General features: G+C 47.3%; 9 protein-coding genes. All 9 read left to right on the top strand.

Features of this window, described 5'->3' with window-relative positions; all coding sequences use genetic code 11:
• Window positions 1–147: 147 nt before the first annotated feature.
• The 9 genes from B6S09_RS17470 to glmM all read left to right on the top strand — a co-directional run bounded on the left by B6S09_RS17470 (window position 148) and on the right by glmM (window position 13,553).
• Window positions 148–1,185 (top strand): KpsE/RkpR family capsule polysaccharide export protein, encoded by a 1,038-nt coding sequence (locus B6S09_RS17470; RefSeq protein WP_244900109.1) that lies wholly within the window; start codon window positions 148–150, stop codon window positions 1,183–1,185.
• Window positions 1,186–1,189: 4 nt separating this feature from the next.
• On the top strand, window positions 1,190–3,169 hold the full coding sequence (locus B6S09_RS17465) for a class I SAM-dependent methyltransferase (protein ID WP_094279767.1): 1,980 nt from the start codon (window positions 1,190–1,192) through the stop codon (window positions 3,167–3,169).
• An 11-nt stretch (window positions 3,170–3,180) separates the two neighbouring features.
• Window positions 3,181–3,486, top strand: coding sequence for a hypothetical protein (locus B6S09_RS17460; RefSeq protein WP_094279766.1), 306 nt, complete (start codon window positions 3,181–3,183; stop codon window positions 3,484–3,486).
• 17 nt (window positions 3,487–3,503) lie between these two features.
• Entirely contained in the window at window positions 3,504–4,622 is a 1,119-nt protein-coding gene (gene wecB, locus B6S09_RS17455; RefSeq protein ID WP_094279765.1) for a non-hydrolyzing UDP-N-acetylglucosamine 2-epimerase, read from the top strand.
• 93 nt (window positions 4,623–4,715) lie between these two features.
• Window positions 4,716–5,996 (top strand): UDP-N-acetyl-D-mannosamine dehydrogenase, encoded by a 1,281-nt coding sequence (gene wecC, locus B6S09_RS17450; protein WP_094279764.1) that lies wholly within the window; start codon window positions 4,716–4,718, stop codon window positions 5,994–5,996.
• A gap of 73 nt (window positions 5,997–6,069) precedes the next feature.
• Entirely contained in the window at window positions 6,070–8,913 is a 2,844-nt protein-coding gene (locus tag B6S09_RS17445) for a glycosyltransferase (protein WP_094279763.1), read from the top strand.
• Window positions 8,914–9,007: 94 nt separating this feature from the next.
• Window positions 9,008–10,459, top strand: a complete 1,452-nt coding sequence (locus tag B6S09_RS17440) for an adenine nucleotide alpha hydrolase family protein (protein WP_094279762.1) — start codon at window positions 9,008–9,010, stop codon at window positions 10,457–10,459.
• A gap of 180 nt (window positions 10,460–10,639) precedes the next feature.
• Window positions 10,640–12,214, top strand: coding sequence for a polysaccharide pyruvyl transferase family protein (locus B6S09_RS17435; RefSeq protein WP_094279761.1), 1,575 nt, complete (start codon window positions 10,640–10,642; stop codon window positions 12,212–12,214).
• 16 nt (window positions 12,215–12,230) lie between these two features.
• Complete coding sequence (gene glmM, locus B6S09_RS17430; protein WP_094279760.1) at window positions 12,231–13,553, top strand: phosphoglucosamine mutase; 1,323 nt, start codon at window positions 12,231–12,233, stop codon at window positions 13,551–13,553.
• Window positions 13,554–13,617 lie beyond the last annotated feature (64 nt).

Here is a 13,617-nt window from a genome sequence, read left to right as displayed (position 1 = left end):
TCAATGCCCTGAACAGTGATACCAGCTTCAAGGCTGGTATCAAACGTAAACAAAAACGGGCAAGTCGAAATACCGCTTACCTGTCGCAAGTCCTGTCAGGGCTGGGGCTTTCGTAATCTTGCCCTGCCTCATTGGGCCGCCGCCCTGGTGGCTATTTTGGCCGTTGCCTTTTACTGGTTTGCCTGGGCATCGGACCGTTACGTATCCCGCGCCACCGTGGTGCTGGAAAGCCCGCAAATTGCTGCTCCCGAGTTCAGCTTTGCCAGCCTGATAAAAGGCGGCGGCGACCACAGCGACTTGCTGCTGCTGCGCGAACATCTGCTCTCTACCGATATGCTTAACACAGTGCTCAAGCAACTGCCCTTTCGGGAGCACTACAGCGAGAACGGCGATCTGTTCGCCAGCCTGTGGAACAAAGATGCGCCCATAGAAGAACTGCACAAATACTATAAAAAGCGTATCAGCGTTGAACTGGATGAATATGCCGGCGTACTGAACATAGAGGTACAGGCCTTTACTCCTGAATTTGCTCACGATATGGCTCAGCTGCTGCTGAACGCAGGCGAAAACCACATGAACGACATGGGTCAGCGCCTGGCAGAAGAGCAGGTCAAGTTTCTTGAAAAGCAAACCGACCGTCTGGGCGAGCGGCTTGATGAAGCCCGCGCCAACCTGCTGGCGTTCCAGAACGAACACGGACTGATTTCTCCCATTCACACGGTAGAAAGCCTTAACCAGGTAGTAGGCACACTGGAAGGTGAACTGGCCCGTCTGCAGGCACGCTACACCGCCGCCAAAAGCTACCAGAGCACCCGCTCTGCCGAACTGGTGCAAATAAAAGCCGAAATAAACGCCCTGCAGCAACAAATTGGCAAAGAACAAAACCGCCTGGCCAAAGAGACCGGCAGCGCACTCAACCAGATTTCTGCCGGCTACCAGGCACTGGAGCTGAAAGCCCAGTTTGCTCAGCAAACCTACTCCAGCGCGCTGGCTGCTCTGGAAAGCACCCGCATAGAAGCTGCCCGTAAGCTAAAACAAGTCAGCGTGCTGCAAAGCCCGCTGCAGCCGGAATATGCTACTCAGCCCAAGCGGCTCTACAACGCCAGCATGTTTGCCATTATCACCCTGTTCCTGGCCTTTATTGCCAATATGATGCTGTTAATCATTCGCGACCATCGGGATTAATAAAATGCCTTCAGCTTCTGTTCACACCCTGGTGCACATTGGTGCTGGCAATGGCTGCCAGTTATCAAAGCTAACCAGTAATGCCGCTCCTGTGCGGACTGTGCTAATTGAACCACTGCCATCCCATGCTGATGGTTTGCGCCGCAATCATCCAAATACAGAAGTCTGGGAACTGGCCATCAGCTGCCAGCATAATAATCAGCCCGCTACTCTGTTTGAATTTAACATGAGTGAGGCAAGCAGCCTGCAGCAGCCCAGTGGGCTGCTGCAACTATACCCCGGCATAAAAACCGTACGGCAACACCAGGTTCAAACCAAAACCCCGGCTTCCATGATGGCAGAGCTGAACCTGCCAGAACACGAATTTCACCTGTTGATAGTGGAAGCCAATGGGGAAGAAACAGCCATTGTTCGGGAGCTGGTACAACAAGGGCTTTTACAGCAATTTAAGCAAGTACAGCTGGCCCTGCCAACCTCGGTACTGTACAGCAGAGAAAGTAACGTTGAGCAACTGCAGGCCAGCCATTTTGAGCTGGTTCAGGAAATTACGGAAGATCCGGACATTCATATGCAGTGTTGGCAGTTTAACGAATTTTCGTATCAGCTTGAGCAACAGCACAAGGCACTGTCTGCCCAGATTCAAGCACAAGAAAAAGAAATTACCCAGCTAACGGCTCAGTTGCAGCAAGAACAAACCAAACATATTGCCAGCAGCCGCCATGCAGATGCACTTAAGTCTCAGCTGGCTGAACTAAAAACCCAACATGCAGAATCCAGCCAACAGCTCTCCGGCTTACAGCAATCACTCAACGAAGCAAAAGCGCTACAGCTCCAAAAACAAAAAGAAATCGCAGCGCTGAAAGCAAGCGTTGAAAATTCTCAACAAGCTCAACAAAGCGCACAAAATAAACTAACTGCCTTGGAACAAGCACTGGCAGAAAAACAGGCTCTGCTTGCCAGCAGCGAAGAAAAGCTCACCAAATACAAAAGCTACTTTCAAAGCCGCAAAAAACAGCACGAAGCCGCCGAGCAGAAAATATCCGATCTCACTCAGCAACTCAGCCATGCCAACGCACAAATAAACCAACTGCAGGAGCAACTGCAAAAACAACAACAAGCTGGCAGCAAACTCAGCGAGCTGGAGCAAAAAATGGAGCAGCTGTTTGCCAGCCAGGCCGAGCAGCTGCGGCAAAACACCAACGCTCTGGGCCAGCATGTAACCAAAATGCATGCCAGCAGCAACCGCCAGTGGCAGGTAGCCCTGGCCGTGCAACACAGCCTTAGTTTTGGTGAACAACCACTGCAGTTTTCAGACACCAGCATAAGCCCGGAGCTGGCACAGCACCTGATAACACTGGTGCAAAACAATAACTACGACCTGATTATTGAATTTGGCAGCGGCCACTCTACCTCACTGCTGGCACGAACTCTGCTCGGCAAGCACCAACGCTCGCAAAGCAGTGGGCGCCTGGCCCTGCAAGAACACAACGCCGGCACACCACAAACACACCTGGCCCCCAGCGAGCATGATTTGCCCAAACGCATCATCAGCTTTGAGCACAACAAAACTTACTATCAGCAAACATTTCAGAGCATTAAACAACAAGGACTTGGCGAAGTAGTAGAGCTGGTGCATGCACCGCTGGTTAACTGCACGTTTAGCCCGGAGCATTTGTTTTACGACTGCGAGGCAAATCTCAAGCAACTGGCCGACTTGCTGCAAAACGAAGAAAAACACATTCTGGTACTGGTAGATGGCCCCTCTGCTGAACCAACAGAACACAGCCGCACTCCTGCTCTGCCTGCCTTGCTGAACCACTTTGCCCGCCACCGGCTGGACGTGGTGCTGGATGACCACCACCGCGACAGTGAACAACACAGCGCAGAGCAATGGCGCAGCCAGCTGGCTGAACGCAGCCTGAGCTTTAAAGAGCACACCTGGGCCGGTGACAAAAGCGCCCTGCTACTTTCCATTAACTCTTAAGTGCAAACATAATGACTACTAAAACTTTGCTGGTTGCACAAGCCGTGCAGCATTACCGCAAGGGCGATTATCAGCAAGCCCTTAAAAGCTACCAACAAGCCGCCGCCAAATATGGCCAGCACCTGTTTAAAGCCAACCTGCAGCTGTGCGAGCAAAAACTGAACGGCAAGACACTGCAGCCTGCTGCCAGCAGCACAGCGCAAACCAACTCCTCGAACAGCCAGGCACTGGCGCAACAACTGGAACAAACTCAGCAACTGCTGGAACACTATTACACCCGCACTCAAGAGCTGGAATATCAGCTGCAAGATCGTTAACTATAATAGGAAGAGTCATGAAAGTTTTAACCGTGTTCGGTACTCGTCCAGAAGCCATAAAAATGGCACCACTGGCCTTACAACTGGCTGCAGATGAACGCTTTAATGCCAAAGTATGTGTTACCGCCCAGCACCGTGAAATGCTGGACCAGGTGCTGGACTTGTTTGAGCTGAAGCCCGACTTTGACCTGAACCTGATGAAACCCGGCCAGGACCTGACTGATGTAACCACCGGCATATTGCAGGGCATGAAAAACGTATTTGCCGAGTTCAAGCCCGACATTGTGCTGGTACACGGCGACACCGCCACCACCTTTGCCGCCACCCTGGCCGCTTATTATCAGCAAATTCCGGTAGGCCACGTAGAAGCCGGCCTGCGCACCGGCAATATCTACTCTCCCTGGCCGGAAGAAGGCAACCGCAAGCTCACTGGCGCTCTGGCCGAGAAACACTTTGCCCCCACTGACAATTCTCAGCAAAACCTGCTGAACGAAGGAATAAATACCAACCGCATTTATGTAACCGGCAACACGGTAATCGATGCCCTGCTGGAAGTAGTGAAAAAACTCGACACCAATCAGCCGCTGGCCGCTGAGCTTGCCGACCGCTTCAGCTTTTTGGATGAACATAAAAAAATGGTGCTGGTAACCGGCCACCGCCGGGAAAGCTTTGGTGGCGGCTTTGAGCGCATTTGCCAGGCCCTGGCCAACACCGCCAAACAGCACCCGGACGTGCAGATTGTTTACCCCGTACACCTTAACCCCAATGTGCGTGAGCCGGTAAACCGCCTGTTAAGCGAAGTAAACAATATTCATCTTATTGAACCGCAGGACTACCTGCCCTTCGTTTATTTAATGAACCGCTCACACATCATTCTTACCGACTCGGGCGGCATTCAGGAAGAAGCTCCCTCACTGGGCAAGCCCGTGCTGGTAATGCGCGACACTACAGAGCGCCCCGAAGCGGTAGCCGCCGGCACGGTAAAACTGGTAGGCACAGACACAAACGTGATTACAGAAGCGCTGAACACTCTGCTCACAGACAAAGCTGCCTATCAGCAAATGAGCTTTGCCCACAACCCCTACGGCGATGGCAAAGCCTGCGCCCGCATCATGGACGCGCTCTTAGCAGAATAAGAATTTGCCGTCATCCTGACGAAGGTCAGGATCTCCATCTGTTTTAACTTACAGCTGACAGCTTAAGGCTGACGGCTACCACACAGGAACATCATGTCTTACAACACAATCTCCGTAGTTGGCCTTGGTTACATTGGCCTGCCCACTGCCGCCGTATTTGCCTCTCGCAAGAAAAAAGTGATTGGCGTAGACGTAAACCAGCACGCCGTAGACACCATCAACAAAGGTGAAATTCACATTGTTGAGCCGGAACTCGACATTGTAGTGCACGCCGCCGTAACCGAAGGTTACCTGCATGCCACCACCAAACCCGAGCCAGCCGATGCCTTTTTAATTGCCGTGCCCACCCCCTTTATCCACGATGAGTCCGGTAACAGCCACAAGGCCGATCTCAGCTATATAGAGGCCGCCAGCAAAGCCCTGGCTCCGGTGATGAAAGCCGGAGACCTGGTAGTGCTGGAGTCCACCAGCCCGGTGGGTGCCACCGAAAGCATGGCCGCCTGGCTGGCGGAAGCCCGCCCCGACCTCACCTTTCCGCAAACCCACGGCGAAAATTCCGACATTCGCATTGCCCACTGCCCAGAGCGGGTGCTGCCCGGCCATGTAATCCGCGAGCTGGTAGAAAACGACCGCGTAATTGGCGGCATGACCCCCAAATGCAGCCAGGCCGCAGCAGACCTGTACAAAATTGTGGTAGAGGGTGAATGTGTAATTACCAACGCCCGCACCGCTGAAATGGCCAAGCTCACTGAAAACAGTTTTCGTGATGTAAACATTGCCTTTGCCAATGAGCTGTCCATTATCTGCAGCAAGCTGGATATTAACGTGTGGGAGCTCATTGCCCTGGCCAACCGCCACCCGCGGGTAAACATTCTGCAGCCCGGTGCCGGCGTAGGCGGCCACTGCATTGCCGTAGACCCCTGGTTTATTGTGGACAGCTGCCCGGAAGAGGCGAAGCTTATTCACACCGCCCGCCTGGTAAACGACGGCAAACCCCAATGGGTGCTGGAGCAGGTGCGCAAACAGCTGGACGCCATTCACTGCACTCAGCCAGAAAAAACCCGTAGTGACATTACCGTTGCCTGCTTAGGCGTGGCCTTTAAGCCGGACATAGACGACCTGCGTGAAAGCCCGGCCCTTGGCATTGCCCAGCAAGTGGCTGCCCTTGGCTGCAAGGTGCAAATTGTAGAGCCCAACATAGAAACACTGCCCGCCAAACTGCAGGCCGAGAATGTAAGCCTTACTCCCCTGCACCAGGCGCTAACCCAGGCCGATGTAGTCTGTGTGCTGGTAAAACACAAACCCTTTATCAGCCAGGTGGCTGAAGTGGCCGAGTGCAAACATCTGGTGGATGCCGTTGGCCTGACCGGCTAACCAAACGTTACTCCGGCGCAAGCCGGAGTCTTTAAACGCACAGTCATTCCGCCACCAACAAAAAAGAACAAGCATGGATCAACTCATAGAACACGCTCTCACGCTTGCCAGCCAACCGGCAACGCCACTTATTGCGCCCATCAAAAACCGCATAGCTTATGTGGTTAGCCATGGCCAAAGCTACGCCAGCAACGGCTACGCCATTCGCACCCAAAGCATTGCCAAAGCCCTGAACGAGCATGGCTTTGACACCCTGTGTTTTGTGCGCCCCGGCCGCCCATGGGAGCTAGGTGCCACTATGCAGCCAGAAAGCACAGTAGATGGTGTGCGCTATATTCACAGCCGCTGGTCTAACGATGAACAGCCGGCAAATGAACAAGCGCACCTTGAGCAAAGCGTGCAACGGTTTACTGAGTTGTTCCGGATATATCGTCCGCAAGTGGTGTTGGCGGCTTCCAATTACATAGTGGGCCTGCCCGCCTGGATTGCTGCCAGGCGGCTGGGCCTGCCTTTTTATAATGAAGTGCGCGGCTTTTGGGAGCTGAGCCGTGACGCACGTGAACCCGGCTATGCCAATACCTCCGAGTTTAAAGCAGAAGCCCTGCGTGACACGTTTGTGGCCAAGCAGGCGCAAAAAGTATTTACCCTTAATCAGCCCATGGCCGATGAATTGTCAAAACGAGGCATAGCCGAAAATAACATTGCCATAGTGCCCAATGGCGTAAGCAAGCTGTCAGAAATTAGACCAGCGGACCCTCGACTAAAGGCGAGACTGGGAATTAATAAAAATGAAAAAGTCATTGGATACGTTGGCAGCTTCAACGCCTATGAAGGACTGGAGACCCTGATTGAAGCTTGCGAGCAACTCACTAAGCAGGGTGAAAATATAAAGTTGCTGCTGGTAGGTGATGACCATCCAGTAACTCAGAGGAATGAAAAATTACCCAAACCTGATAAAAACTCCTGGCTGATCCAGACCGGCCGGGTACCCTATGAACAGATTCCCGACTACTACGCACTGATTGATGTTGTCGTAATTCCACGCAAAAATGATAAAGTGTGCCAATTGGTTCAACCTACAAAGTTTTTGGAAGCATCATATTTTAACCTGCCAATATTATTGCCAGAATATTGCAAGGCGGCCGTAAATGACTACCTAAATAATGCAGTTTTTTATAAAGAAGGAAAACTGTTAGACACTATAAAATCCATTCTCCCTTACACTCAATGTGGAAAATACAAGGATGATAAATCTAAACTTTATCACCCATTCCATAAAGTTACAGCGATTAAAAATGAGTTATTGAATCATTCTTTTGGCAGCAATATAACCTACAAAAATAACATTGACAGAACAGAGGATGCTTTCAGGAGAGTAATCCACTGCAAAGCTGAAAGGCTTTCTCTTAATGAAGAAAAAGAAATTCGAGAACTTACTAAACTTGAGCTATCTATTGGCCATATAAGCAATGCTTTAGCACTAGCTAAATATACATATGAAAAAAATAAAAACCATTACTCTTTAAAAGTTTACATCAAAGCATTATTTTCAGCACAGAAATACGATCACATTGTCAGGTTATGTGAGAAAAGAGATAATTTGGGGCATGAAGTAACTCGTTTTTTTAAGATGAGTCAGTCTTATCTTGCTCTCTTTGATGAGTATTTTAATGTCAGCAAAAGAGTTATCAAAAAAAACGAAAGAAACAAAAATAAATCAGTATACTTTTTGCATAGCTCTTTACCTTACTTCTCTGGTGGCTATGCCACACGCGCCCACGGACTTGCTAACGCTTTAATAAAAAAAGGCTTGGATGTAAGAGCCTATACACGCCCAAACTTTCCTTACGACGTTAAAAAAGAAATTCCCACAAAAAACAACTCTGTCAAGGTTGATAATATCACCTACCATAAAACAAATTGTGAATCCGTCAGGTTGAGAGATGAAGCCAGCTATATGCTGGATTGTGTTGAAGCATTCGATGAAGTGATCAAAAAAGAGAAACCGGGCTATATTCATGGTCGCTCTACATATCAAATATCATTGCCTGCATTAATTGCTGCAAAGAAAAACAATTTACCCTTTATATACGAAGTGTCTGGATTGTGGGAAATTGTACATGAGTCGCGAGATACAGCACCCCAGAGAAAGCACGAAACAGAAAAAATACGCCATCTTGAAACAATGGTCGCAAAGAAAGCAGACCTTGTATTTACTTTGACAGGGGCAATGAAGGATGAGCTAATCTCACGTGGTGTGGATGGCTCAAAGATAACAATACTTCCGAACTGCACCAATCCTGATAAATTTTTTCCTTGCGAAAAATCGCAGAGCCTGCTTAATAAGCTTGGCATCGGTCAAAAAACTCCAGTTATAGGCTATATTGGATCTTTTCAAGACTATGAAGGCTTGGATGACTTGATTGCCGCATGCGAAATTTTGTCAGACAGAAAACCGGATCTTGACTACAGGCTGCTGTTGGTGGGGGATGGTCCATATTATAAGCAAATTTGCGATCTGGCTAAAAATAGTAGTGTAAAAGATAAAATTATCATAACGGGTAGGGTTCCACATTCTTTAGCATCGGAATACTACTCGGTTGTTGACATTGCTCCTTTCCCTAGAAAATCATGGCCTGTTTGTGAGATGGTTTCACCAATGAAGCCTTTAGAAGCATTAGCAATGGAGAAGACTGTTCTGGTGTCGAGCGTTAAAGCTCTGTCTGAAATGATAATCAATGGTGAAACAGGCATTATTTTTGAGAAAGGCTCTATCATCAGTTTATCCAAAGAGCTGTCAAATTTGTTAGCTGACTCTGCGCAGAGAAAGAAACTTGGTAAATATGGCAGAGCTTGGGTTCGTGAAAACAGGACCTGGAGCAGTATTGCTAATATATTTCTAGACAAGCTCTCTTAATCACTTTTGGTTCAACCTTAAGGACCTTCACCTTAACTTCTACAAAAGAAATTACATTTTACATAAAATCATTCACGAAAGGATTGTTTTTAAGATGATGAATAAAAGCTCAGAAAAACATATGTATAGAAGAGATTTTATAATTCTTAAAAAAGATAAAAGAAATGATTTACGGCCAAGAATACCAAGTTGTTTTTTAATCAATAGCTTTTTTGATTATGATGTATACTCACATAATATTTTAGATGTCAATAAATTCCTAATAAGTAGAAAGAATACAGGGGTCTGTTTGATTGGCTATGCACTTAATCCATTTACAGGTGCGAATGACAACAGTAGAATTGCGCAACATTTAGCCAAATTGCTAAGCGAAGATGAGTCTAATTTCTTTGACTATTTGGATCAATTGTCCGGACGGTTTTTACTGCTTTGTAAAAAAGAAGATAGAGAGTTTTTGCTTCAAGATGCAATGGGCTATCGTTGTGCACTTTACTCTACAGATCCGACAAGATTTATGATTGCCTCTCATACATCGCTTTTTCAATCTGTTTTTGATTTTAGATTGAATGAAGAAGCCTTCCATATATCTACACAAGAAAATTATTCTATGGGAGGGAACTATCTTCCGGGTTTGATGACGGCTATTAGTCAAGTAAGACCTCTCTTACCGAACACTTTTATCGACCTGAGAACTATTTCTATACATCGATTTTTTCCAAGAGAAGAGCTCGAAAGAAATGAACTTACAGATGAGTTTGTTGAAAAAATTTCAAAAGTACTTTGTAGGCAAAATGAAATGCTTACAAAACGATTTAAAGTTGTTTTATCATTAACTGGAGGTCTCGATAGCAGAATTTCTCTAGCAACGTTAAAAAATCACACAGAAAGACTTGATAAAGTATTTACTTACATTATAAACGGAAATCAATCTCATAAAAAAGACATCAGCATAGCGCCGAAAATTGCTGAACAGGCTCACCTTACTTCGTTTTCTACAATAAATGTAAAGAAGTCAGACCTTTTGTTGGGTGATTTTTTAGACAAATCACAAAAAATAGTCAATTGCAATATAAAAAAGTCGTCTTCAGATATGATTGCCCTTTATCTGGTGGGCGTGGAAGACCCTTCCACTGTGCATTATATGTCTTATGGCCCCGAGGTATTTAACTGCTACTTTACAAAAAACCCCATCAATCGTGACGGAGTATTGTCTCTAGATAAACTTTGCCGACTGTATAAGAGGTCTTTAGTTCATCTGACTAAGGATGCATGGCAAGAATTTATTGACATACATAACCCCCAGATGAAAGAGGTGTACGGGTATTGCCCATATGACTTGCTTTATTGGGAGCATAGAAACGGGGCTTGGTTGGGAGCGAGAATGTCCGATACCGATATGGTAGCTGATACTTTTGTTCCATTTAATAACAGAAAAATATTAAAGGAGTTCCTGTCAATCAGGCAAGACTTAAGGCGAACAAAGGAGATACATAAAAAGTTAATTCAGTTTAACTGGCCTGAGTTGTTGGAAATAGACTTTACTTAACCATAGAATCCAAGATGATAAAGTTGCTTATAGGAGTTCTCTTCTGAAATCTGCGGGGAGCATCTTCATGTTTACAATAGCCATCAGATGCTCCTATGAGCTGTAACTCTAAATATTCCACCTATATAGCCCATAAGATTTATTTTAGTTAAACCTTCCTTTTTAAAGTGTGTAAACCTTATGAGAACCCCCAAGAGAATCCATCTATTCTATTATCATGTGGCTAGCAATATAGGTGACCTAGCTATAAATGAAGGGCTTTTAAAAATACTAAATAATTTTCGGAACACAGAAATAAACATCTTTATTCTAGACGGAAAAGATAGCCCTCACCTGGAAAAGTCTTTGCCCAAAGACTTGAGCCCTCAGTTTTTATCTGGCCGAGAAGCTGATTCTTTAACTATTACAATCATGTCTGAGCTACAGCCTAGCCTTGTCGAAAGCTGTGATATGATAATAATTAACTCTGGCGAGCATTTTTTCCAGTATGAGCATGGCGAAAATGACTATTCCCTTTTTTGGCGGCTTCTTCCAGCATTTGTAGCTGTAAGAAAAAAAATACCAGTTGTCTTTTTTCCCTCTACTGTGGGCCCTTTTATAACTGATGAGTCCAAAGCTCTTTTCAAGGCTTTTTTGTCTTGTTGTACTCAGGCGTATGTCAGAGAGAAGTGTAGCCTTGACTATGTGAATGACGAACTTTCATTATCTAGTCATGAGGGGTACGATATTTCTATTGCTCCTGATCCTGCTTTTTTTCTAGAGCTTAATGAAAGTAATAGGAATGGTTTAGGCTTTCCTAGTGAGGACGCTGTTGCCTTGGTAATGCGGCTTGAAGACTGGGGGATAAGGATAAAGGATAGTGAGAGGAAGGAGAAAAATAAGCAACATGTCAGCGAAGGTTTTGTAAATTCTGTCTCTTATCAATTTGCTTGTACTCTTGTTGACGAGTTGCTAGTAAATAGCAACAAGAATATTGTGCTTTTCTCTCAAACGCTCGCTGATAAAAAGCTGAATATTGCGCTAGAAAAGAAGTACGCATCGACAGGTAGGGTTTTTCACAACGAGCCAAGCGGCGTCCAAGACTATCTTAACAAGCTGAGCTTTGTTGGCTGTGTTGTGGCCTCACGCTTCCATGCGCTAATAATGGGTATGGTGGTTGGTAAAAAACCTTATGGTGTTTATTTTGAAAATCATGGGCACAAAATGCCTGGCCTGTTTTCAATGCTGGATCTAGATAATTATTGTAACGTTCTTAATCTTAATAATGTTGTTCCTGTAGCTCAGGGAGTGGCCAGATCTATCTTGGATGATGGCGACTATCCTTTAGAGGCCACTTTATCCAAGGTCGAGGACATGAAGGATGGCTTTGTCAAAAGTATTTCGGAAGTCAAGAAAGACGTTGCCATTAGTCAAGAGAAAATTGATAGTTTCCAAGGTTCTTTGGTGGATCTAGCTTGCAGCATGGTAGCAAAAAAACATGGTGAAAAACCATGGATGAAAAGAGGGGTTGAAATGACCTCAGGTGATGACCCTGCTTCTTTAAAACACCAACTTTATTCGCTCGTAGAACATCATGCTGACATTTGCGAAAAACTAAAGAGTGAAATCAACGCTGCTCAAGAGGAAAGTGAAATATTGAGGGAGTGTTTGGCAGAGAAGAAGGTAAGGAATTCTTTGCAAGATTCACATGAGGAACACCCCGAACGGGCTCTAGGGCTGGACTTCTCCCAGCCCAAAGAGCAGGCCAAGGGCTAACAACACCGAGCACATTATGACCAGAAAATATTTCGGCACCGACGGCGTTCGCGGCAAGGTCGGCAATTACCCTATTACTCCTGAATTTGTCATGAAGCTGGGCTGGGCCGCCGGCAAAGTGCTGTCGCAAACCGGAACCAAAACCGTGTTGATTGGAAAAGACACCCGTATTTCCGGCTATATGCTGGAGTCGGCGCTGGAGGCAGGTTTGTCTGCTGCAGGCTTAAATGCGGCTTTGCTGGGCCCCATGCCTACACCGGCCATTGCCTACCTTACCCGCACTTTCCGGGCCGAGGCCGGCATTGTAATCAGCGCCTCACACAACCCCTATTACGATAACGGCATCAAGTTCTTCTCTCATAACGGTACCAAACTGCCGGACGAGGTGGAGCTGGCCATAGAGGCCATGATGGAGCAGCCCATGGATTGTGTGGCATCAAACAAGCTGGGCAAGGCCCGCCGTATTACCGATGCCGCCGGCCGTTATATTGAGTTCTGCAAAAGCACCTTCCCTACCGAGCTCAGCCTTGAAGGTTTGCGCATTGTGCTGGACTGTGCCCATGGTGCCACCTACCACATTGCCCCGGCAGTATTCCAGGAGCTGGGGGCCGAGGTGATTACTATTGGTACCAGCCCCGATGGCCTGAACATTAACGATAATGTTGGCTCCACCGCGCCAGACGCTCTGGTTGCAGCGGTTAAACAATATCGCGCCGATATGGGCATCGCCTTCGACGGCGACGGTGATCGCCTGGCCATGGTAGATCACACCGGGAAGCTGCTGGATGGTGACGAACTGCTGTTTATTCTGGCACAACACGCTAACCGCCAGGGCATTTTGGGTGGCGGTGTTGCAGGCACGTTAATGACCAATATGGCTCTGGAGCTGGCACTAGGCGAGCACAATATTCCCTTTATACGGGCCAAGGTCGGTGACCGCTATGTCATGGAACAGCTGCAGCAACATGGCTGGAAGCTGGGCGGCGAGAACTCAGGCCATATAATCAGCCTGGATCACAACAGTACCGGAGACGGCATTATTGCCGCCTTACAGGTACTTAAGGCTGCTGTAGAACAAGGGGTAACCTTGAATGAACTGCGTAGTCACCTGACATTATTCCCACAGCGTTTGGTAAACGTCCGTTTTGCCCCCGGTAGCAACCCGCTGGAAAGCGATACGGTTAAACAGCGGGTGAGTGAAGCGGAAGTTAAGCTTGCCGGCAACGGCCGTGTACTGCTGCGCAAATCAGGCACCGAGCCGCTTATCCGCGTGATGGTAGAGGGTGAGAATGCCAGCCTGGTGAGTGAACTGGCAGAGTATATTGCGGAAGCTATTTAAGCCGTAAGCTGTAAGTGGTGGTGTTCGGGTATTTTGTGGGGTGCTTGTTAGTTGAGCGTTGGCT

This window comes from Oceanimonas baumannii, from assembly GCF_002245495.1.
Lineage (GTDB): Bacteria > Pseudomonadota > Gammaproteobacteria > Enterobacterales > Aeromonadaceae > Oceanimonas > Oceanimonas baumannii.
Note: the sequence above shows the minus strand (reverse complement) of the source record. Positions and strands in the feature narration are given on the sequence as shown.